The organism is Tsukamurella paurometabola DSM 20162, from assembly GCF_000092225.1.
GTDB lineage: Bacteria > Actinomycetota > Actinomycetes > Mycobacteriales > Mycobacteriaceae > Tsukamurella > Tsukamurella paurometabola.
The window spans coordinates 2,370,668-2,393,000 of record NC_014158.1; the positions used below are offsets into that span (position 1 = coordinate 2,370,668).

The 22,333-nt window shown below is 70.1% G+C and carries 19 protein-coding genes and 1 pseudogene; 9 read left to right on the forward strand and 11 right to left on the reverse strand.

The window, feature by feature from the left end; genetic code table 11:
- Positions 1-9 precede the first annotated feature (9 nt).
- From TPAU_RS11405 to TPAU_RS23515, 3 genes and pseudogenes are all read left to right on the forward strand, one after another.
- Positions 10-885 (forward strand): exodeoxyribonuclease III, encoded by an 876-nt coding sequence (locus TPAU_RS11405; RefSeq protein ID WP_013126907.1) that lies wholly within the window; start codon positions 10-12, stop codon positions 883-885.
- A 10-nt stretch (positions 886-895) separates the two neighbouring features.
- Positions 896-1,165, forward strand: coding sequence for a hypothetical protein (locus TPAU_RS23165; protein WP_013126908.1), 270 nt, complete (start codon positions 896-898; stop codon positions 1,163-1,165).
- Positions 1,166-1,325: 160 nt separating this feature from the next.
- Positions 1,326-2,009 (forward strand): annotated as a pseudogene (locus TPAU_RS23515) (MetQ/NlpA family ABC transporter substrate-binding protein); the annotation flags it as partial.
- Between the two features lie 11 nt (positions 2,010-2,020).
- Here the strand turns inward: TPAU_RS23515 and TPAU_RS11415 are convergent.
- Genes TPAU_RS11415 through TPAU_RS11430 form a run of 4 tightly spaced genes read right to left on the reverse strand, consistent with a single transcriptional unit; the run spans position 2,021 to position 5,729 of the window.
- On the reverse strand, positions 2,021-3,202 hold the full coding sequence (locus tag TPAU_RS11415; protein ID WP_013126909.1) for a cation:proton antiporter: 1,182 nt from the start codon (positions 3,200-3,202) through the stop codon (positions 2,021-2,023).
- 10 nt (positions 3,203-3,212) lie between these two features.
- Positions 3,213-3,758, reverse strand: coding sequence for a hypothetical protein (locus TPAU_RS11420; protein ID WP_013126910.1), 546 nt, complete (start codon positions 3,756-3,758; stop codon positions 3,213-3,215).
- The gene (locus TPAU_RS11425; protein WP_013126911.1) at positions 3,755-4,894 is read right to left on the reverse strand and encodes an alpha-hydroxy-acid oxidizing protein; all 1,140 of its coding nucleotides are present in this window, start codon (positions 4,892-4,894) and stop codon (positions 3,755-3,757) included. The genes TPAU_RS11420 and TPAU_RS11425 overlap by 4 nt, the downstream gene beginning before the upstream one ends.
- Positions 4,895-4,931: 37 nt before the next feature.
- On the reverse strand, positions 4,932-5,729 hold the full coding sequence (locus TPAU_RS11430; protein ID WP_013126912.1) for an alpha/beta fold hydrolase: 798 nt from the start codon (positions 5,727-5,729) through the stop codon (positions 4,932-4,934).
- A gap of 74 nt (positions 5,730-5,803) precedes the next feature.
- On the opposite strand from TPAU_RS11430, the gene TPAU_RS11435 reads away from it, so the two are divergent.
- Positions 5,804-6,247 carry a flavodoxin family protein gene (locus TPAU_RS11435; protein WP_013126913.1) on the forward strand — a complete coding sequence of 148 codons (444 nt, stop codon included), beginning with the start codon at positions 5,804-5,806 and terminating at the stop codon, positions 6,245-6,247.
- 62 nt (positions 6,248-6,309) lie between these two features.
- Here the strand turns inward: TPAU_RS11435 and TPAU_RS11440 are convergent, their stop codons facing one another.
- From TPAU_RS11440 to TPAU_RS11455, 4 genes are read right to left on the reverse strand one after another with little or no spacing between them, the layout of a single operon-like run.
- Complete coding sequence (locus TPAU_RS11440) at positions 6,310-6,843, reverse strand: DUF4395 domain-containing protein (RefSeq protein WP_013126914.1); 534 nt, start codon at positions 6,841-6,843, stop codon at positions 6,310-6,312.
- Positions 6,844-6,870: 27 nt separating this feature from the next.
- Positions 6,871-7,311, reverse strand: a complete 441-nt coding sequence (locus TPAU_RS21915; protein ID WP_013126915.1) for a MarR family winged helix-turn-helix transcriptional regulator — start codon at positions 7,309-7,311, stop codon at positions 6,871-6,873.
- 10 nt (positions 7,312-7,321) lie between these two features.
- Complete coding sequence (locus TPAU_RS11450; protein ID WP_013126916.1) at positions 7,322-8,725, reverse strand: flotillin family protein; 1,404 nt, start codon at positions 8,723-8,725, stop codon at positions 7,322-7,324.
- Between the two features lie 59 nt (positions 8,726-8,784).
- Positions 8,785-9,306: an NfeD family membrane protein gene (locus TPAU_RS11455; protein WP_013126917.1), complete on the reverse strand. Its 522-nt coding sequence runs from the start codon at positions 9,304-9,306 to the stop codon at positions 8,785-8,787.
- Between the two features lie 133 nt (positions 9,307-9,439).
- Between TPAU_RS11455 and TPAU_RS11460 the strand changes: the two genes are divergently transcribed.
- The 5 genes from TPAU_RS11460 (at position 9,440) to TPAU_RS11480 (ending at position 13,837) form a co-directional block, all read left to right on the forward strand.
- Complete coding sequence (locus TPAU_RS11460; RefSeq protein ID WP_013126918.1) at positions 9,440-9,730, forward strand: YiaA/YiaB family inner membrane protein; 291 nt, start codon at positions 9,440-9,442, stop codon at positions 9,728-9,730.
- A gap of 52 nt (positions 9,731-9,782) precedes the next feature.
- Complete coding sequence (locus TPAU_RS11465) at positions 9,783-10,409, forward strand: TetR/AcrR family transcriptional regulator (protein WP_013126919.1); 627 nt, start codon at positions 9,783-9,785, stop codon at positions 10,407-10,409.
- On the forward strand, positions 10,406-11,653 hold the full coding sequence (locus TPAU_RS11470) for a glycosyltransferase (RefSeq protein ID WP_013126920.1): 1,248 nt from the start codon (positions 10,406-10,408) through the stop codon (positions 11,651-11,653). Before TPAU_RS11465 ends, TPAU_RS11470 begins: the two co-directional genes overlap by 4 nt.
- A gap of 10 nt (positions 11,654-11,663) precedes the next feature.
- Positions 11,664-11,933, forward strand: coding sequence for a F0F1 ATP synthase subunit C (locus TPAU_RS11475; RefSeq protein WP_013126921.1), 270 nt, complete (start codon positions 11,664-11,666; stop codon positions 11,931-11,933).
- A gap of 281 nt (positions 11,934-12,214) precedes the next feature.
- Positions 12,215-13,837 (forward strand): HNH endonuclease signature motif containing protein, encoded by a 1,623-nt coding sequence (locus TPAU_RS11480; RefSeq protein ID WP_013126922.1) that lies wholly within the window; start codon positions 12,215-12,217, stop codon positions 13,835-13,837.
- A 40-nt stretch (positions 13,838-13,877) separates the two neighbouring features.
- Here TPAU_RS11480 and recD read toward each other — a convergent pair whose 3' ends face one another.
- From recD to recC, 3 genes are read right to left on the reverse strand one after another with little or no spacing between them, the layout of a single operon-like run.
- A complete protein-coding gene (recD, locus tag TPAU_RS11485) occupies positions 13,878-15,674 on the reverse strand; it encodes an exodeoxyribonuclease V subunit alpha (RefSeq protein WP_013126923.1) in 1,797 nt (598 codons plus the stop codon).
- Entirely contained in the window at positions 15,674-19,006 is a 3,333-nt protein-coding gene (locus tag TPAU_RS11490) for a UvrD-helicase domain-containing protein (RefSeq protein WP_013126924.1), read from the reverse strand. The genes recD and TPAU_RS11490 overlap by 1 nt, the downstream gene beginning before the upstream one ends.
- Positions 19,006-22,317, reverse strand: a complete 3,312-nt coding sequence (gene recC, locus TPAU_RS11495; protein ID WP_013126925.1) for an exodeoxyribonuclease V subunit gamma — start codon at positions 22,315-22,317, stop codon at positions 19,006-19,008. Before recC ends, TPAU_RS11490 begins: the two co-directional genes overlap by 1 nt.
- Positions 22,318-22,333: the final 16 nt, after the last annotated feature.

The following is a 22,333-nucleotide window of genomic DNA, read 5'->3' on the forward strand; positions in this document are numbered from 1 at the left end:
GCACCGACGCTGACCGTCGCGACGTTCAACGTCAACGGGATCCGCGCGGCACGACGACGCGGCTTCGACTCCTGGCTCGCCGGCCGCGGGGCCGACATCGTCGCGCTGCAGGAATTGCGGTGCCCACCGGACGCGGTGGGCGACTTCGCGGGGTACCACGCGGCGATCGACTGCGGATCGATCCCAGGACGCAACGGCGTCGCCATCCTCACGCGGGAACCGGCTGCCGCGGTCCGGAGTTGGGCCGAACATCCACCGCGGGCCCGGGGCCTGCGCGAGTACGCGCACGAGGGCCGCTACATCGAGGCCGATCTCGCGGAGGCGCCACTCACCGTGGCCTGCCTGTACCTGCCGAAGGGCGGCCTACCCGCACACCTGCAGCGGCCGGGCACCCTGCGCGATGTTCCCGACGGCGGCGCCAAGTACCAGCGCAAGATGCGGTTCCTCGCGGCCTTCGCCCGGGAATTGGACCGCAATCGGCGAGCCGCGCATGCACGGGGCCGGGAATTCCTCCTGCTCGGCGACCTGAATCTGGCGCACCTGCCGCACGACGTCACGAACTGGCGACCCGCGCAGAAAATGGAGGGATTCCTCCCCGAAGAACGCGCATGGCTGGACGCGCGGCTCGGGCCCCGCACGCTGGTCGACGTGGTGCGGCGGCTGCACGGCGACCGGCCGGGCCCGTTGTCGTGGTGGAGTTGGGCCGGAGCATCGTTCACCAAGAACGTCGGCTGGCGCATCGACCACCACCTCGCCTCCCCTGGGCTGGCCGCGACCGCGGTGTCAGTGGTGGTCGACAAGGAGGCTCGTGCGGACGCGCGGCTCTCCGATCATGCGCCGGTGGTCGTCGACTACGCCTTCCCCGCGGGCCCCCACGGTCGGTAGTGTCGAGGACATGTCCCTGTTCTCCGGCCTGATCTCTCAGCTGACCTCCGCCCTCCGCGGCGCGGAGACGGCGTCGGAGAACCTGGTCCACGTCTTCGGTGGCAGCGCGACCGAGGCACGGCTGCGGGGATACGAATGGGCGGTGACCACGCTGCGCGATGCCGAGGTCTCTGCTGCGCAGACGCCGGTGCGCGCGGTTCGCGAACTACGCCGACACAATCGCGCGCTGTCGTTGCTCGGCGCCAAGACACTGGTCGACGAGGTCGTCGCGCGCGGTTGACCTGAAGGATTCGGAACGCGCTGATGCCAACGCTTCCGGAAATGCTGTGGCGGGGGAAGACTCGGGCGGTGTGAAACGCATCGCCGCCGTCGTGGCCGTCCTGCTCTGCGTGAGCACCGCCTGCTCCGCCACCGCCCCGGAGAACGAGATCAAGCTGGGCGTGGTCGATATCGGCAAACCGCATTGGAAGGTGTTCACCGACCTGGCCAAGGAGCGGGGCTTCGCGGTGAAGCTGGTCTCCTTCTCGGACTACAACGCGCCGAACCCCGCACTCGCCGATTCCTCGATCGACGTGAACCAGTTCCAGCACGTGCGGTATCTGGCGGCCTACAACACCAAGAACCGCACCAGGCTCACCCCGGTGGGCGCCACCCAGATCTACCCGTTGCAGTTGTACTCGAAGAAGTATCGCTCCATCGATGCGCTGCCCGCAGGCGCCAGCGTGGGGCTGTCCGACAATCCCGCGAACCAGATCCGGCCGCTGCTCAGCCTCAAGGCGGCAGGTCTGGTGACCTTCCGCGAGGGCGCCGGAAACTGGAAATCCACGCTCGCCGATGTCGACCGGGACACGTCGAAGGTGACTCTCGTGACTCTCGATCCGACGCAGATCGGACCCGCACTCGACAGCCTGGACGCCGGGTTCGTCGATGACACGTTCGCCACCAAACTGGGTCTGACGGAGAAGGATTCGATCTTCACCGACGACCCGAACCGACCCGATCTGGCGCAGTACGTGAACGTCTTCGCCGCGCGCGCCGGCGATCCCCGGATCGCCGACTACACCCGGCTGGCTGCGATCTACCACGACGACCGGGTGCACCGTGCGGTGATCGCGGACGCGGGCGGTGGCCGTGTTCAGGACGGAGTCGCCGGAGCAGCTCCAGGAGACGCTGGTGCGGACGGAGGCGGCCCTGACGAACCCGAAGTAGCTCGCCCGGCCGCGATCGCCGCTCCCGCGATGGTGATCAGTGCCCCCAGGATCAACGCCGATCCCTCCCCCGCGGCGAACAGGCCGAGTTGCTCACCTACCGTCACCGCAGCGACCGGAACCCCGATCTGCGCGGCGGCGAGCACGCCGAGCGGGATCGGCAGCCCGGCCAGTCGCATCGCGATATGTGCGGCGATCGCGCCGAGCCCGAGAGCGAGCCCCAGCAGGATGAATCTCGGGTGATCGACCAGGTCGCGCAGGTTCACCCGGGCACCGAGCCATACGAAGAACAGCGGCGCGAAGAAGCCCTCACCGATCGCGAACAACTGCGCCGCCATGCGGCGCGGTTCCCCCACCGCGGCTACCGCGAGGCCGAGTGCGAATCCGGCCAGCATCACCGACACGTGCATCGTGGTCGCGATCGCCGACAGCAGAAACAACGCCACCAGGCTGATCCTCAGCTGCAACGCGAACTCGCGCTCCTCGGAGACGGCCTCAAGGCGTGACCGCAGGCCGCTGTTCTCCGACCAACGCAGGATGAGGTACAGCCCGAACGCGGTCACGCCCACGGCCAGCGCACCGAGGGCCGCGCGAGGCGCGGTCGGCGGATCGATCACCAGCGGCAGCGCCACCACGCACACCGTGTCGGCGATCGCGACCTGCGCGGTGAGCGCCAGCACGGGCGCACCGATCAAGTGGTTCGAGTTGATGATCGGGAGCACCACGGCTGCTGACGAGGACGCCATCAGCACCGCGTACAGAGCGGCGTGCCCGGTGCCGAAGGCGGCCGCCAGCGCGGCCCCCAGAGCGGCGGCGATCACCCCGACCGCGGCCGCTCGGAGCGCTCCGGCACCGAGTGCCGCCCGGACCGCCGGATCACGCACCGGTACATGCGTTCCGGCGACGAACATGACGATCGCGAATCCGATGTCGGCGAGGAACGCGAACGTGGGTTCAGTGGCATCGAGTACCCGGAAACCAGTGGTGCCGAACACGACACCGGCCAGCATCGGCCCCAGGATCAGCGGGAGATGCCAGGATTTGCGGGCGGACAGTACCGGCCCCAGCAGTCCCAGCGCGGTGACCAGCGCCAGCGTCGAGAACGTCATTGCCAGGACGCTACCCCGAACGCGCCGCCCAGTACCCCCGAAGTTCCTGCTCCGAGGCCGATTGCGCCGCGAGCACCCCGTCCTCGTCGTCGAGCAGGCAGACGATTTCCCGGGGAAAGGCGCCCTCGGCGATCAGCTCCGTCTTCGCGCGACGCATCGCGGCCAGCAGCGCATGCCCGTACCGGTGGTGGGCGGCGTTCCACGCCGCCTCATCGAGGCCCTCGACGGCAGTGAGCAGTCGGTCCTGCCAGTCGTCGAGCGGCGCCCGCGCGCTCCAGGCACCGTCGCACCGGGCCCATGCGGGTGGGTGCCACAGGTCGCTCGGCGGTACGGATTCGACGGTGCCCAGCGCGGGGTGGGGAAGGGAGATCACGGCGCCCTGTTCGGCGTAGAACGTCGTCAGTGCGTACGCGTAGGGCAGTTCGCCGTCGGCCTGGTACACCAGCGCCCGCGCGACGGTCCGCAATTCCGCGCAGACCGCGTCCTCGAAGCCGAACCAGTCGAAGGCGCGGTCATCGCCGACCGCGCCGCGGGGCGCGCACCCGGCGTCGGTCACCGCTTGACGATGTGCAGGTCGGCGAGCGTGGTCAGGCAGTCCGCAGCCATCGTGAGATCGGCCTCGGCGAGCATCGAACGGACCACGTGCTCGACGCCCGCGGCGCCGCCGATCGTGAGGCCGTACACGTAGGGCCGGCCAATGCCCGCGAGGGTGGCGCCCAGGCCGACCACGCGGAGGATGTCGACGCCGTCGCGGATGCCGCTGTCGAAGGTGACCGGCAGCCCCGCATCCAGGACACCCTCGAGGTGGTCGATGGCGGGCAGTCCGCCATTGGCCTGCCGTCCGCCGTGGTTGGAGCAGGCGATCGCGTCCACGCCCTCGGCGGCCGCCCGGCGAGCGTCCTCGGTGTGGCAGATGCCCTTGAGGATGATCGGGAGCTCGGTCAGGCGGCGGATGCGGGCGATGTCGTCCCACGAGAAGGTGGGCTTGGAGAACAGGGACGACCACACGATCCCGGCGTGCAGCGGCGGCGGGTTGTCGACGCCGCACAGTTCGAGGAAGCGGGGGTCGCTGAGGTAGTTGGCCAGACCGCGTCCGCGGAGGAACGGGATGTACCCGTTGGCGAGATCGCGGGGCCGCCAACCGAGTGATCCGGTGTCCAGGGTGATGGTCAGCGCGTCGAAGCCCGCGGCGGCCGCGCGCCGGACCAGGCTGTCGGTGAGCACATCATCCTTCGTCGGGTACAGCTGGAACGCGGCGAAGGAATCCCCGCGTGCCTCCGCGACGTGCTCGAGCGGAGCCTCGGACAGGGTGGAGTACATGGCCGCGACGCCGAGCCGCGCGGCTGCGCGGGCGACTTCGAGGTCGCCGTCCTCGTGCACCATCCCGTTGACGCCGACCGGGCATAGCAGGACGGGTGCTTCGAGTTCATGGCCGAGGAAGGTGGTGGACAGATCGCGAACGCTACGGTCGCGCAGCATCCGCGGCACGAAGCCGTAGCGCCGGAGTTCGGTGACGTTGATGTCCTGCGTGTGCTCGTCGCCGGCACCGCCGCGCACGTAGTCGAAGGTCGCGGTGTCGAGCACCTGCCGCGCGCGTTCCTCCAGGTCGGTGAAGGTGTAGGGGAAGCGGCGGTGCTTCGCGAGCAGCCCCTCCGCGTAGATGCCGTCCTGAAAGCTGCCGAAGTCCGCCATGCACGGACGGTAACAGCTGCGGCGCCGCGGATTCCGGTCACGGCATGGTGAGGAAGTCCACGGTGTCGGCGGTGGCCTGCGGTTCCTGGAGGTGGTAGCCGTGCCGCAGTCCCGGGTAGGAGCGGAGCTGAGCGCCGGCGATGGCGTCGCGGAGTACCGCGGCGTTGGCGGCCGGGCAGAGCCGGTCGTCGGCGCCGGTGAGCACCAGGGTGGGCGCCGTGATCCGCCCGAGAGCGGCGGAACCGTCGTGGTCGGTGCTGGCGGCGAAGTGCGCGCGCTGGGCCGGGAGCGATCGGGGTCGCGCGGTGATCGCCTCGGCGGCTTCGGGGTGATCCGGCAGCCAATCCGGAGTGAAGAACAACTCCAACAACGCTTGCCGATCGGAGCGGACGAGAACCCGCAGCACGTCCTGGGGCCGGGGCACGCCGTGCTGGTCGCCCACGCTCGTGGCACCGAGGATCAGCCGGCGCACCTGGCCGGGATGATCGGCGGCGAGCCACTGGGCCGCCCGCCCGCCCATCGAGAAGCCGTACACGTCGATCCGGTCGCCGACGGCACCGTCGGCGCGGGCCGCATCGAGCACGGCGGAGGCGTCGGCGCCGCAGTCCCGGGTGCTCCAGCGGCGGGGGAAGACGTCGTCACTCTCGCCGACGCCGCGGTGGTCGAAGACGACCACGGGTCCGGCGGCGCGGAAGGCCTCGATGAGCGGGGACCAGGACGCAGCGCCGAGGGCCTGGCCTGCGATGAGGAGCAGGCCGGGGCCGGTCGCGCCCGGGGACGCGGCGTGCACGGTGTAGGCGAGTCGGGCCCTGTCGGGCGCCACGGCGAAGGGCATGCGGCCAGCCTAGAGCGGCACGGGGGCGGTGCCCCTGCTCGGTTCCGCGATTAGGGTGCCTTAAACTCTTCGGCATGTCTGTTCACATCTTCTACGGCTCGTCGACGGGAACCGCCGAGGGCGCCGCGAACGCCATGTACGACGTTTTCGCTGGCACCGGCTCCGTCGAGGTCCACGACATGATGGACGGCGAGATCGATGCGCTGGATCCCGCGGACTTCCACGTCTTCTCCTGCGCCACCTACGGCGATGGTGAGCTGCCGGCCGGAACGACCGAGTTCTTCGAGGATCTCGTCGATGCCGCCCCCGATCTCACCGGCCTGCGGTTCGCCGTCTTCGGCCTGGGTGACTCGATCTACGTCGACACCTACAACCAGGGCGGCAAGACCGTGGTCAAGCACCTGACCGATCTCGGCGCGGTCCAGGTGGGCGAGCGGTTCGAGCACGACAACTCCGGAACCGACGATGTCAACGAGAAGGCCCTGGAGTGGGCGAAGGGAATCGTCGGCCTCATCTGACCCGACCAGTGACGACGAATGCCCGCCGCGGATATCGCGGCGGGCATTCGTATCGGTCGGGGTCAGTGGGGCTGGGGCACGCTGAGCGTGGGTGCTGAGGTGTTCACTCCCGCGCAGGCCTCACACACCGAGGCGGGGATGACACCGCGGCGCTGGAGCCAGCCGAAGACGACGCAGCCGAGGCAGAGGCCGAGCGCGGATTCGAGGAGCGCGGCCACCACGAGCAGTCCGAGCACGATCTGCGCGGCGATGTGGTTACCGGTGAGGAACAGCACCAGTGCGACGGTCGAGAAGGCCAGGCCGATGGTCTGTGCGAACCGCTTCGGCGGGCCGGGCACCAGCTTCGCCGGTCCGATCCGGGGCGCGATGACGTGCACCGCGAGCCGACCGAACGGCGAGTAGCGGGGGCCACCGGCGACGCGGAGCGCGAATCCGATGGCCAAGGCGGCGTACAGCCACCACTGACCAGCCACGATGGTGATCACAGCGAGGGCGACGACGAGTCCGGCGGTGACCCGGGCCGCGTTGTCGTTGACCGGGTTGGGGAAAGAGAAGACACCACTCACCCGGACGACGATATCCACGCCGTGGTCCATCGGGCAGGGTTGCGCTCGCCCTGATTCCTACCCTGCGTCCGGCTCGGCCCGGGCGAGCCGCAGCAGCAGCGGCACCGCATCGCGGAGGTGAGCCGCCTCCTCGGCGGTGAGTTGCTCACTGCCGTGACCGGCGAGCCAGTGGTCACGTTCGCGCTCCTGGGCGTGCAGGGCCTCGTACCCCCGGTCGGTGGGCCGGACGGGACGCCGGCGGCCGTCGGCCTCGTCCCCCTCGCCGACGTGCTCGAGGTATCCCCGGCGTTCGAGATCCTTGATGGTGGCCGAGACGTTCGAGCGCCGCATACCGAGGCGGTCACCGATCGCGGTCGGGAAGGCGTCGGGGCCGAGGGTCTCGACAGTGGCCAGCACGAAGAGTTCGGCGCCGCGGAGGCCCGCGGCGGGCAGCCGGCGCAGTCGTTCCTCCAGCATGCCCACCGCGAGCCGCAGCGCCTCGGCGTCGCCGAGTCTCATCGGACCGGCGCTACTCGACGGTCTCGACGGGCGCGACATCGGCGACCGGCGCAGCTGCGCCGAGGATCTGCGCGAGGTCGATGCCCTGTGCCCGGAGCGAGGCCACCACGGAGGCGATGGACTGCCCCGACATCCCGAGCAGGCCGCCACTGGGGTCCCCCTGGCCGCCGCCGATGATGTTGATGCTGTCGATCGCGGCGGTGGCATCGGACTGGGCCCGGACCGCGGATTCGATCATGGCGAGCACCTGTGGTGCCAGCAGTAGGCGCGCCGCGTCGGCGCCGTACTCGTTGAACGCCTCTGCCTGGGCTCGCTTACCGGCCGCGTCGGCACGCAGTTCGGCTTCGAGGGCCGCGGCGGCGGACTTGCGCGCCTCGGCGGCCGACGCACCGTCGAGCCGGGTCGACTCGGCGCGGGCCTCGGCGGCGAGGATCGCGGATTGCCGCTCGCCCTCTGCGCGGGCGACGGAGGCCTGCTTCGCGGCCTCGGCGGGGGCGATGACGTCCGCCTGCAGCGCGGCCTCGGCCTGCGCCCGACGCTTGCGCTCCACCTCGGTGCGTGCCTCGACGCGAGCGGCCTCGGCTTCCTCGAGCGCGATGCCAACTGCCTTCTCCGCCTTCGCCTTCGCGAGCGGTCCGGCCTGATCGGCTTCGGCGTTCTGCGCCTCGGTCTGGGCGCGGAGCTGGGCGATGCGCACGTCACGCCCCTGCTGGGCCTCGGCGATCGCGGTCTCGGCCTCGGTCTGCGCGATCTCCCCGGCGCGGCGGGCATCGGCGGAGCGGATGAGCGAGTCGCGCTCCGCCTCGGCCTTGCCGATATCGGCGTCGCGCTTGACCTCGGCGATCCGCTTCTGACCGAGCGATTCGAGGTAGCCGTTGCGGTCCTCAATGCCGGCGATCTTGAGGATGTCGACCTCCATGCCGATGCGGGCCAGATCTCCCCCGGCCTCGTCGACCACACCACGTGCGAGGGCCTCGCGATTGCTGTTGAGCTGCTCGACGGTCATCGTCGCGGCGATACCGCGCAGGCTTCCGGAGAGGATCTCGTTGATCTGGTTCTCCAGCTCGGCCATGTTCGCGGTGAGGAAGCGTTGCGCCGCGGTGCGGGTCATCTCATCGGTGGTGCCGATGCGCACCAGGCCCACGGCCTGCAGTTCCACGGGCACGCCGTCGATGCTGCGGGCATTGCTCAGTGCGATGCGGATCTCGAAGGGGCGCAGGGGCATGTAGTCGACGCGCTCCAGGCCGGGGACCTTGAAGCGAGCGCCGCCACGGACGACTTTCATCTCGCCCCGACCGGTGAAGATGGCCACCTGATCGGGTGGGGACTTGATGTAGTTGTGGAAGAAGATCCACAGGGCGAGCAGGATCACGATCACCGCGGCACCGGCCGCGAGCAGGATCGATGCAGTCATTCGATTCCCTCCCTATCTTGTTAAAGGTCTGTATGCGCCCAGGCGGCGCGGTGGGTGCGTCAGGACTGGGCATTAAGCGGTTGCACCACGAGACGGTCGTCCTCGACGTCCACGATCAGCACCTGATCACCGGCCGCGGCAGCAGCATCCGGGTCGACCAGGATCGCGGTGGTGACGGACCGCACCGATTCCGAGTCGACGTAGCTCACCTGGCCCCAGCCACCGGCCGGGATGGCCATGCTGAGCTCGCCGATCGTGCCCACGGCCGCGGACAGGCCCACAACGGTGCCGGTCTGTGCGCGGCGCATGCTGCGCAATACCGCCATGAGCAGCCCGTAGGCTCCGATACCGGCCGCGGCGGCGATCCCCACGACGACGGGGACGTCCAGATCGGTCCCGACGCTGAGCGGCCAGCCGACCACGCCGAACACACCCACCGCGGCGGCGAGCGCAGGCGCGCTGAGCCACGGCAGGCCCGCGGCGTCCACATCGGCGCCGCCGAAATCCATGTCCCCCAAGACGAGTGACGCGATCAATACGAGAACACCGATCACCGCACAGAGTGCGAAAACGGTAACCACGGGCGCCTCCTCTGCGCTCGGATCTCCTGATTGCAGTATAGCAAAGAATACGTACGTACCGGTGGAAACACCCGGCGCAATCAGGTGTTCCTACTCATGCGTCGCACCCGGTCCGCGGGAGATCGTTGCGTCCATGACCACGACAACTCCGGCCGCCAAGCCGACCACCGCCTTCTTCGTCCAGTCCGCGATCGCCTTCGGCGTCTCCTCCGGCGCCCTTCTCATCGGCGCCTTCTATCTACCGATGGATGCCTGGCAACGAGGATTCATGATCGTCGGAACCCTGTTCCTGATCACCAGCTGCTTCAACCTCGCGAAGGTGGTGCGCGACCAGCAGGAGGCCAACCGCATTCGCGTCCGCGTCGATGAGGCGCGGCTGGACAAGCTGATGGCCGAGCACGATCCGCTGCGCAGCGTGGGCTGATCCCGGCGATTTGCCCCTAGTCTTTCTAGACCGCACGGTCTATATTTAGACCATGCGGTCTAGAGACACGTTCACCTCAGAGCAGCGCCGAGCGCAGCTGGTCGACGCAGCCATCGTCGTGATCGCCGAGAACGGCTACCCCGCGGCGTCGATCGCGAGGATCGCCGAGCACGTCGGCATCGCGAAGTCCGTCGCGCTCTATCACTTCCGCACCAAGGACGAACTGGTCGCGGCGGTCACGACGGCCGTCTTCGCCGCCGCCGCCGGTTACATCGTTCCAGCGATAGCCGCAGCGGGGTCCGCGACCGAGAAGCTCGCCGCGTACATCCGCAGCAACGCCGCGTTCCTGGCCGAACACCGCGAACAGACCATCGCCTTGCGAGAGATCGCCACCACCTACCGTTCGGCGGACGGCCGCCGGTTCGACGAGGTGGTCACCGACGACGCGACGAGGAACCCGCCGCAGGGCGAACTCGCACTGCTCGACCCGGCCGCGATCTTCGCCCTTGGTGTCGACAACGGCGAGTTCCGCGCCGATCTCGACCCGGTACGTACCGGCTCGGCGCTGCGTGGCGCGCTCGACGGTGCGGCCACCGACCACGCACGCCTACCCGACTACGACCCCATCGCGTACGGGGAGACGGTAGTCGACCTCTTCACCCGGGCGGTCATCGCATGACTCGCATCGCGATATCCGCCTTCGGCACCCGGGGCGACGTCGTTCCGCTCACCGGGCTCGCCCATCGCCTCCGGTCCGACGGTGCCGACGTGGTGATCGCCGCACAGGAAGCGTATCGGGACGAGATCGACGCCGCGGGAATCGCCTTCGCGCCACTGCCCCGCGATACGCGGGCAGAGACCATCGCCTCCCCGGAGGCGCAGGCCCTCATCGACGGAGCGTCGATGAGGCCGTCGAAGAAGACACTGGAGCAGATGCGCGACGGGTTGCGCGGTGTGGGCCAGGCCATGGCCCACGCGTCCGACGGTGCCGACTTGCTGCTCCTGGAGGGGCCCGTCGGCGCTCTCCTCGGGCGACACGTGGCCGCCGCGCTCGGCCTGCCCAGCGTGGGGGTCATTTTCCAGCCCGCCTCCCCCACCAGCGCCTTCATTCCGCCCGCACTCGGAACCCGGTCGTACGGCCCGCTCGGCAACCGGCTCGTCTGGTGGATGGGCGGTTTCACCGAGCGGGTCTATGCACCCGTGGTGGCGGAACTGCGCCGCGATCTCGGCCTCCCCGGGAAGCCGTCCGCCGCCGAGCGACGAGCACAGCGCGACCGGCCGGTGCTCTACCCGTTCAGCGAAGCCGTGCTCCCCCGCCCAAGCGACTGGCCCGATCACCTGTACGTGACCGGATACCTCACGCCGGAGGCCCCGGGCGGCGTGCCCCCGCACGTCGAGGCGTTCCTGGAGGACGGTCCGCCGCCGGTGGCGATCACCCTCGGCAGCACGGCGACCGCGCAGGGAGAGCGCCTCTCAGCGATCATCGCCCAGGCGACCGCGGCCGCCGGTGTGCGGGCCGTCGTGCAGCGCGGGTGGGCGGGCCTGGCGCCAGAGGGCGAACACCTCCTCGTGATCGACGACCTCCCACATGCGCAGCTGTTCCCCCGGTGCGCCGCGGTGGTCCATCACTGCGGCGCGGGCACCACCGCCGCCGCGATCCGGGCCGGCGTCCCGTCGATCCCGGTGCCCGGGATCATGGATCAGCCCTTCTGGGCTCGGCGACTGCACCTTCTCGGTGCCGGAACCGCGCCGCTGCCCCGACATTCGCTCAGCGTCGACGGTCTGACCGAGGCTCTGCGCTCCGCGCCGGACCACCTCGACCGCGCAACGAAACTCGGGGCCGTCCTGCGGTCCGAGGACGGCGCCGGCCGGGCCGTCCGGGTAATCGCCGACATGCTCGACCCACGTATCACCCCAGGCTAAGGAGACGATCATGGCCGATCAGAACCTCGTCAATGCAATCATCACTGCGGGCGCGCTCGGTGCCGGCGGAATGATCCTCGGCGGCGCGGCCGTCGGGACCGGTATCGGTAATGGCGTGGCCGGCGCCCGGCTCGTGGAAGGTGTCGCCCGGCAACCCTCCGCGGCGAACCGGCTGCTGCAACCCTTCTTCATCACGGTCAGCCTGGTGGAGGCCGTCTACTTCATCAACCTGGCGTTCATGGCGATGATCGTCTTCGCCACCCCTGTGTACACCGGATAAGACGAAGAGCTCGTCGGCACGGTTCTCCTCGACCACATTCGGGCGGGCCCACCGCGCCTCAGCTGCCATCCCGCGCGAGCCGACCTCATTCGAACGCCCGATGCCGGCGAGATCGTCGCCGCCGCGCGCAGAAGCGCCGTGCTCCGATCAAACCGCCAGTCGAGCGACACTGATGTGAAACCTGTTGCGCCCTTGCATAGATGGGACATGACTGACCTTGTTCGAGTACTGACACATACTCGAACACTCGGGTAGAATGAACGCACGGGGAGGAGGCTACGATGTCCGAGAACAGCAGCGGCGCAAGTGAATATCTTGACGTACTGACCTCCTTCGAGCGGGCCGCCGAACGTCTCGCCGCTGTCGATCCGGTGATGCTCACTTCGCGAGAAGTACTCGAGAGCCTGCACCGCCTCGAAACCGCAGCGCGAAAGGTCCCGTACGCCCAAAACTCTCTTGCCCGGATCGCATTCGAACAGGACCTGCCGGGGCAACTGAACTACACCGGGCTCAAAGAAGTGCTCGTTGATCAGCTGCGTCTCGCAGGTTCGGAGGCCCGCGACCGCATGCACGGCGCGGTCGAGCGGGCGCCGCGCCACGAACGCGGCGTCGCCCCCGAACCAAAGCGCGCGCTGATCGCAGCCGCCCAACGCGCGGGGCGGATCTCCGAACGGCACGCCACCGCGATCCAGCGGATCGTGAACAGCTGCCGCAGGCGCCTCACCACCACCGATGTCGAACACCTTGAAGACATCTTGGTCACCGCCGCCACCGACGTCACTCCCGACGACCTCACCAAGATCGGCAAGCGTGCCGTCGATCTCCTCGACCCCGATGGCGCCGAGCCCAAAGAGGACATCATCGCCCGCGCCCGCGGCGTCGAGATCGGAAGCCAGGACGACGATCTCATGACCGACTTCGGCGGCTCGCTCAGCCCGGAGGGCCGCGCCGTCATGAGCGCGATCTTGGAGAAGCTCGCCCGGCCCGGAGTAAACAACCCGGACGACGCCGACGCGCCGATCACCCCGGCCGATCGGGCCGCGATCGACCAAGCAGCCCAGCGGGACAAGCGCACGCAGGCCCAGCGTAATCACGACGCCCTTATCACCGCTCTCCGCATTGCGCTCGGCACCGGGGAACTCGGGCAACACCGCGGCCTGCCCTGCATTCCGATCATCACCCTGACGATCGACCAACTGGAGTCCGAGACCGGCATTGCCACCACCGCCACCGGCGGCCGGCTCCCCGTTCCCGACGCGCTCCGCATGATGGGCACCAACCCCAAGTACGCGCTCCTTCTCGACCTGGCGTCCCGCCCACTGTTCCTCGGCCGAGAGAAGCGCCTCGCCACCCGGGACCAACGCATCGCGCTCTACGGATCCGAGAAGGGCTGCACCGCACCCGGCTGTGACCAGCCCGCGACGCGCACCCAGGTCCACCACGTCACCGACTGGGCCGACGGCGGAGGCACCGACATCACCGCACTGACCCTGGCCTGCGATAAGCACCACGCGGCAGTGACCCCGGCGAGCGGCGATCGCTCGCACGGCCTCGAGACCATCACCATTGCGGATGGGCCGAACGCCGGCCGCACCGGCTGGCGCCGCACAGCCGACCCCACTCACCGGTACCGCGTCAACCACACCCACCACACCGACGAACTCCATCGCCACGCCCTCGAACACTGGCGGCGCCGGGCGAAGCAGTTCCGCGCGCGCTGGCTCGCCGAAGACCTCCGCGTGCAGTACAACGCCGTCATCGGCAGCACCTATCGCGATATCTCCGCGACCCTCGACGGACCGAACGGCCCGCCCCTGCTCGAACAACTCCTGGCAGAGCACGACGCCGACAACGCCTGGCGCCCTGCTCCACCCGGTGATGCCAGCCCGCCTCGCGCGGCTTGAGAACCCACGCGGCCGAGTTCCGCGACACCCGGAGCCACGATCAGTTGCGCCGCAATCCGCTGGCGCGAAGCACCTGGCGCTGCACTCCCGCGCGCAGCGCCTCCTCCGACCCGACCAACCGCACCCGCTGCCGGGCGCGGGTGATCGCGGTGTACAGCAGCTCCCGCGTCAGCAGCCGCGAGTCCGCCGGCGGGATCACCACCGACACCGCTTCGTATTGGCTCCCCTGGCTACGGTGGATTGTCATCGCGTACACGGTGCGCACGGCCACCAGCTGATTCGGATACAACAGGGCGAGTTCGCCGCCGCGCGAGAACGCCGCCCGCAGATCCGCCGGATCACCGCCGTGAGCGATCACCACACCCACATCGCCGTTGTAGACCTTGGTGTCGTAATCATTCGCCGTCACCAGCAGCGGCTGCCCGGCATACCAGCCGGACCCGCCGGGCCGCACTCCCGACCACTCCTCAGCCAGCTGAGCCCATCTGGTCACACCCGAGGGTCCCTCGGAGTGGGCACAGAGCACCCGGTGCAACTGCACCGCGCTCGCGGCCTCGACCGCCCGGCCGACACGAGCCGCGGCCCCGGTCGCAGCACTCGCCGCTTCGACATCGGCGCGCAGGCCCGCAAGGTCATCGGGCTCGCACCACTCGATCGCGCCGTCGCCGCCCGCGCGAGCCAGCTCGATCACTCGGTCCGCATCGCCGCGACGCACCGCATCGGCCAATTCGCCCAGGGCGCCCGAGAACCGCCGCCCGCGCCGCAACCGCACCACACCCCGGCGCGCCTCGGCCAGCTCCCCCTCGTCCAGCGCGTCCTCATCGCCGCCGGTCCGTGCGGCCTCATCGGCGAGGAACTCCTCCACCGCAGGTGCCGGCGCGCGCGTGACGCCCCGGTGCACCAGGTCACCAAGTACAGCGCCGGCGTCCACCGAGGCCAACTGATCGGGATCGCCCACCAGGATCAGCCGCGCATCGGGGCGAAGCGCCTCCAACAACCGACACATGATGGTCAGCGACACCATCGAGGTCTCGTCCACCACCACGACGTCGTACGGCAGGTGATTGAGCGCATCATGCCGGAATCGGCTGGCGCTCCCCGGTTTGAAGCCGAGCATCCGGTGGATGGTCTGCGCGGGGATGTGCCGCGGCAACCCCAGCGCCTCCCCTTGCTTGCGGACCTCACCGGCGAGCTGCGCCGCCGCGCGACCGGTGGGCGCCGCCAACCCGACCCGGAGCCCGGGACCGTGCTGGTCGAAGAGCAGGGCAAGAATCCGGGCCACCGTGTACGTCTTACCCGTGCCCGGACCACCCGCGAGTACGGTGGTGCGGCCGAGCACCGACGCAGCCGCAGCGAGCCGCTGCCGGTCCGGTCCCGGATCGGGGAAACGGGCCCGCAGTCCCACCCGCAGCCGCTCCACGTCGACGCCGGGCACGGCATCGGCGCGGGCATCGAGTACGGCACGGACCGTCTCCTCCTGCCGGTGGTAGCGATCGAGGTAGAGCAGCTCCCCATCCACCAACCGCAGCGGTGTGAGCGGCCCTGCCCCGGACCCGACGACCAGTGGACTACGGCGTAGGGCGGCGAGGACGACGCCGGATTCCGGCCAGGGCAACGCCTCCAGATCGACCGCATCGTCGCCGTCGACCGCCACGTCGCGCAACCGCGACAACTCCAGGCAGACCGATCCGAGACGCACCGCGCGAGTGGCGAGGGCCGCCGCGAGCAGCACGGTCTCGTCGCTCTCGCCGCCCAGCCGGCCGAGGGTGGAAGCCACGTGCACATCGGCGGGCCCGAGGACACCTGCCTCGGCGAAGGTCTGCAGCAGCGCGCTCATCAAGACCGCCCGGCGAGGGCATCGGACACGGCGACGATGAGCTCCGCGGGCGGGTACCACTCGAAGACACCGCATCCGGGTGGGGTCGCGGGCCCCACCATGCCGCGCACGAAGTGATACTGCACCACCCCCAGGTGCCGCTCCGGCTGGTAATCGGTCAGCTTCCAGGACAGGAACCGATGCAGCGCGACGGAATACAGCAGCGCCTGCAAGACGTAGTTCGAGCCCATCATCTCTCCCGCCATGCGGTCCGGGGTGTAGTCCGCCGTGCTCAGATCGCCTCGCGCGAACCGGTTGGTCTTGTAGTCGACGATCACGAACCGGTCCGCCGCACCGGTGCGCACGCGGAGCACGGAGTCGATGCTGCCGGTGAGGAATCCGCGCAGGGCCGCCCCGGGCACCTCGCGCAACCGACTGGCGTACGGAGCCAGTGGATCGCCGTCGGGCAGATGTCGCTCCAGGAGATCGGCGATCGTACCGAGTGTGGCCGATCCGGTATCTGCGAGCGGGAGTTCGAAATCCATTTCGGCGAGGTGATCGGCGGGCGCAACCTCGGCGAGGGTGAGCGTCGACAGCTCCCCCGTTCCGAGCGGGGTGTGCAGCACCGCAGTGAGGGCGGCCGCCACGTCGGCGGGATCGTCGGCGGTGGTGCCGAACTCCGCAGCCGCACGACACCGGGCAAGCACTTCCGCGGCGATATCCGGTGCGCCGGTATCGACGTGTTCGAGGATCTCGTGCACCAGGTTGCCGAAGACGGTGCCGCCGGACAAGCCGTTCATCAGCGACGGCGGTGCGTCCGGGGCCGTGGTCGCGGAATCGGCGGGTTCCTCGACCGGTTCGTCGGCACGGTCCTCGACATCCGGTTCGCTGCCCGTATCGGGAGCGGCGAGGGGGCCGTGTGCGGCATCGGCGACGAGCGCCGAATAGCTGGTGCGCCGCCAGCTGGGATCGATCCGCCGGGTCGCTCGTCCCAGTTCCAGCGACGGGAAGCCGGCGAATGGCGGACGCCACTGCTCGGGCGCCGGCGCGGCGGGGTCGACCGCCTCGATCGACACCGAAGACTCCACGGGCGCAGCCCATTCGCGCAGCCGGGCGCCGGCCTCGTCATCCCTCGGAATCGGCGCTTGTCCCGCCGGCACACGGCCGCCGCCGACCTCGGAGAACAGCAGGCGGTGCAACGGAGACCCCTTCGTGGTGGCGCTCGGCGCCCACCACAGCACGAGTCGTGACTGCGCGCGAGTCGCTCCCACATAGAGCAGGCGCAGTTCCTCCGCCGCATCCTCGTCCCGGGAGATGGCCAGGCGCGCCTCGTAGCCGTGGGCGTCCTTGCCACCCACATCCACGAGCCGCTCACCGTTCTCGTGGAAGATGAACGTGTCACGATCCCCGAAGCCGCCGAAGGAGTCCCACGCGAACGGCAGGTAGACGATGGGGAATTGCAGGCCCTTACTGGCGTGCACGGTCATCAGTTGAACGGCCTGAGTGTCGGTGGCGAGCCGGCGCGCGGGATCGGCCGTGCCACCGAGACCGGGGTCGGCGATGCGCTCGGCCAGCCACCGGGTGGCGGCTCCCAGCCCGAGCCCGAGGGTGACGGTGGCGTGCTGCACCAGTTCGGCGACGTGCCGCAGGTCGGTCAACGTGCGCTCACCACCGATGCGGCCGAGCAGCCGCGCGTCGAACCGCGATCCGGCTGCGAGCACGTCGAACATCGCGGCGAAGCCCGAGCGGGCGAAGACACCGGCCAGAGTGCGCAGCCGCCCGCTGATCTCGGAGACCAACTCGTCGCCGCGTTCGTCGAGGTCGCGGGCGGTGAACTCGAAGAGCGGGGTGAGCGCCGCCAGCCGCGCGCGGTCGGCTCGCCCCGCGTTCTCGAGGGCCTGCAGCAGCCGTAACCAGTCGGTGGCCGCGGCCGTGGTGAACACGCTGGCACCGCCCGCAGCGACGGCGGCCACTCCGAGGCCTTGCAGCAGTGACTGGAGCTCGGCGATGTGCTCGTTCTTGCGGACCAGTACCGCGATGTCGCGGGGTTCGACGGTGCGCGGCTCCCCGCCGTCATCGAGCTCCTCGCCCGCGTCCAGGGCACGGACGATGTCGGACGCCACATCGCGGAGCACGGCCTTGCGGACGCCGGGAACTCTCGGGATGCCGTACTGGGTCTTCGGGCCGACACCGTTCGAACCGAGGTACCGCAGTCGCAGGGGTCGTCCGGCCAGGCGCGGAGTCGTTCGCGCGGCACTCACCGGTCCCACCACGATCTGCGTATCCCCCAGGGCCACATCGCCGTACAGGTGCTGCAATGCGGTCACCAGTGGGCCGTCGGACCGGCGGTTGACATCGAGTGCCTGGTGCGTCGTCGCCGCCTTCGAGGCCTCCAGGTAGCTGTACACCTCCGCTCCTCGGAAGGCGTAGATCGCCTGCTTGGGATCGCCCACGAGCACCAGCGTGCGGTGTCCGTGGAAAGCGGCGTGCAGGATGTCCCACTGCACCGGATCGGTGTCCTGGAACTCGTCGACCAGGACCACCGAGTACAACTCTCGCAGGCGGGAGCACGCCGCCTCACCGTGCACCTCGTCGACGAGGGCCTCGCGCAACAGGCCCTGGAGGTCGTCGAAATCACGGAGCCGCCCCAGCCGCTTACGGCGCTCCACCTCGCGGCGCACCGCCTCCGCGTACCGGACTCGCGCCTGCACATCCGTCCCCGGCTCGCCGTCGCGCGGTGTCACGGCGGCGCGAGGATTCGCGACCACCGTGCGCGCATAGAGCAGGGCCGTGGCGAGCGGGAACGGTGGGTGCGGGCGGCCGGCGAACATCCCCAGATAGACGTCTTCGGCCACCTCCTGCACCAGGTCGCCGATGTCCTCGACGAACTGCACACCGGGCTCCAGATCGCCCGCCATCCCGAGAGCGTCGAGCATGCGCTGGCAGAAGCCGTGTGTGGTGGTGATCGTAGCGGCGTCGAAATCCGAGAGCGCCGCCACGAGCCGCCGGTGCCGCACCCTCACCTCCTCCGGTGACGCCGCGGCGAGGTGCCGGATGAGCTCGTCCCCGCACACCCGCGCCGTCTCGGGGTCGCGCAACGCGACCTCGGCCGCGACCAGCCGGGCGCGGGCGCGTTCCCGCAGTTCCTGCGTGGCGGCGCGAGAGAACGTGATCAGAAGCGTGGAGCCGAGGTCGGCGAGCCCCTCGGCCACGTACCGGGTGAGCAGGCCGACGATCGCGTAGGTCTTTCCGGTGCCGGCGCTCGCTTCGAGCACCGTGGTGGTGGCTCCTGCGGGCAGGGCGCCGGTGAGCTCGAACGGGGTCACCCCGAGCACGGATTCCCGGGCGGTCATCAGTTCATCTCCTCGTGGGTCAGCAGTGGCACCCACAGGCGGGCGGCGAGGGCGCCGAATCGGGTTCCCGCGCGGGAGAACTCCGCTTCGCTTCCGCGGGGCGGCCCCAGCGCGTCGTCGAAGGCCGACTCCCCCAATGCGTAGCGGATGGAGCGATCTTTGCCATCGCCGAAACCGCTCTCGAACTCGCCGCGCGCGGCATCGAGCGCCATCTGCTGGGAATCGCCAGCGATTCCGCGTTCGGCGTAGACGGCCGAGGCCGAAGGGAACAGGGGCAGCGGCTCGGTGAGCCCTCGGTCGCGCAAATCGACCAGGGCGCGCAGCTCCGCCACAGGATCTGCGGGCACCGTGAGCCGCGAGGTGAGCACGCCGCGGAATCGGCCGCGACCGATCGCGACCGCCGACCGCTCGGAATGTCCGCCCGCCGCCAGAGCGAGCAGTGACACCCACGCCGCAACCCGGTGCTTGGGCGCGAGCCTGCTGAACGACGAACGCACGATGCCGCCCGGGTACACCGACGGCACCGATCCGACCAACCTCCGTCCCGCGCCCAGGTCGACCGCGATGTCAACGGTGGTCGCCGGGCCCGTCAGATGGGGTGAGACCACTCGCGACAGTTCGGCGACAGTGCCGGCGATCGCGTCGAGGACCGCGCTACCGAGGGCGAACGGCGGCAGCGTGCCGCGGCGCATCTCGGCCGCTGCGAATCTGTCGGACTCCACCCCCGCCAATGCGGAAGCGAGCATGCGATCGCCGATATCCCAGCGCTGCAAGCCGTCCGGCGCGATCGTCAGCGCCTCGGCGAGCTCCTCGTCCTGGTCGGGAACGGTGAACCCGAGGCGTTGTCGTAGGAAGGCCTTGACCGGGTGTTCGCAGAATCGCAGCAGTGATTCGAGGTCCACGTCCTCGATGACCGCGGCGAGCGGACCATCGAGGAAGGGCGCCGGCGGTTCCGGTGTGCCGCCCGCCGCGACCGCACCCGCATAGGCGGCCGGATCGAAGGAGAAGGGCACGGTGAGCCCGAATCGATCCGGATCGAAGTTGTCGGAATCGAAGGGTTGCAGGGAATGCCGGAACTCCAGTCCGGTCGTGTCCGAGTCGGTCAGCAGGGCCCGGGTGGCATCTCGCAACTCGGCGACCGGTACGGCGGGCGGGCGCGGTGTTCCCTTCACCGGGTCGGCGCCGGTGTAGAAGACCAGCAGTCGGTCGGTCGCGCTGGTCACCGCGTCGAGAAAGAGCTGCCGGTCTTCAGCGCGCGGATCCCGTTCGCCCACACACGGGGTGCGGCCGAGCACATCGTCGCCGGAGTAGCGGGTGCTGCGCGGGAAGACCTCATCGTCCAGACCCAGGAGCACGACCACACGATGCGGGACCGATCGCATCGGAACCAGGGTGCACACGGTCAGTTCACCGGTGCGGAAGTTCGCCCGGGTGGGTTTGGCGGCCAGTCGCGAGGCCAGCATCGCCCGCACCTCGGGCAACGTGAGGTCACGGTCGCCGCCGCCGCGCAGCGCGGTCGCGATTTCGCGGCCCGCCTGGGTCACCTGCCAACCTTCACTCGGCGCGACGGCCGCCACGGCGAGCGCGAGGGCGTTGAGTGACTCGGCCCAGGCCTGCGCCGTGCGTCGGCCGCGGGAGTCCGCGGTGGCCCGGGTGAGTACGTCGAGGTAGTCGGCGAACCGCCCCACCAGGTCGATATCGGTGGAATCGACGTCGTCCAGCGGCAGACCGAGCCCGAGCCACTGGCTCTCCGTCTCGTCCGCGGCCACGCCGAGCACGATGCGGTCAAGCGCAGTCGCGAGGGTGTTCTGCGGAAAACCGCCGAGCCCGAAGCGTTCCCGCCCCGAGGCGTCGAGGCCCCAGCGGGCGCCCGACGGACCGGCCCATTCCCGGAGCCGCTCGATATCGGAGTCCGAGAACCGGAAACGCCGGCGCACGGGATCAGTGGCGGCGAGGTCGAGCACCTGCGCCACAGTGGCGCGGCCGTCGGCCAGCTCCAACACCGTGACCAGCGCGTCGAGAAGTGGATTGGCGAACCGCAGTGAACGGTCCGCCAGCCGCACCCGCAGCCGCTGCCCCGGATGGACCGGATCGCCGGATTCGACCGCCCCGGCACCGGAGACGGCCTGTCCGAATGCCGAACGAATCAGCGGCGCATAGCTTTCGATGTCCGGACAGGTCACCAATACCTCGCGCGGCTGTAATGTGGGATCGTCCTCGAACAGCCGCACCAGGCGCTCACGCAGTACCTCGATCATCCGCGCCGCGCCATGACAGGCGTGGAACTCGACGGTGCCGTCTGGCTCGGCGGTACCCGCCGGGAGCGGGGCGTCCCCGGCGACGGCCGCCTGCAGCCGTCCCAGTAGCGTGCCGGGACGCGCGGGCGCCGGGTGATGGACGTCGGCGCCGGCCACCGGACTCACCCGCTCCTGAAGCTCGCTCGCCTCGCGCCCGAGGCTCGCGAGGAGGGGGTTGGTCGCCGTCGCACCGGGCACCCGTGGAACGGCGGCCCCCACCGCTGCGCTCGGTCTTTCCCTGGATGCCGCCCACAATGCGGGACTGGGATGCGGCAACCACAGGTGCACGTCCCGGTGGGCGGCGAGCGCCGCGAACACCGTGGCCTGATCCGCCGGAAGACGGGTGGGTCCGTAGACCGAGAACCGCGATGGCAGCGCCACCAGGGCGGGTTCGTCGCGGAGCCGGGCGCAGGCCGCGTCGAGCCGCTCGGCGGGGCTGGGGACACCGGCCAGGTCGCGCACACGCCGGAACAGCTCTGCCTGCCACCGCAGATCAGCGGGCAACGCACCCCCGGTTCCGTCGGTCTCCCGCCCCGCCGTCCAGTCGACCAGCATGCCCGGGCGGTTCGCACCATAGGACCGGAGTAGTCCGGCCAGCATGTCGGCGGTGGGATAGCGGCGCCGCGGCCGGTGCCCGGGCTGCTCGGCCCAGCCACCCGGGCGGGTGACACCGAGGTGCCGGGCGAGGACCTCACCACCGGGTTCGAAGGCGAGTTCGTCCACCGCCGCCAGCACCAGCCAGACCAGGCGCTCACCGCGCCACGGATCGTCGTCGAGCGCGATACCCGAGGCTGCGGCCACCGCCGCGGCGACGAGCGCATCCGGCGTGGGGAAGTCGATGTTGGCGGCGATGCCCAGACGCGCGGCCAGACTCTGTGTGATCCACCGTTCCACTCCGCGGGCGGGCACCGCGACCACTTCTGCGGCGAACGGGTCCGCGCCGGGCGTGGCGAGGACCTCGGCGAGGGCGTCGACGAGGACGTCGCCCCGCTCGCTGCGGTGCACGGTGAGCATGGACCGGTTCTAACAC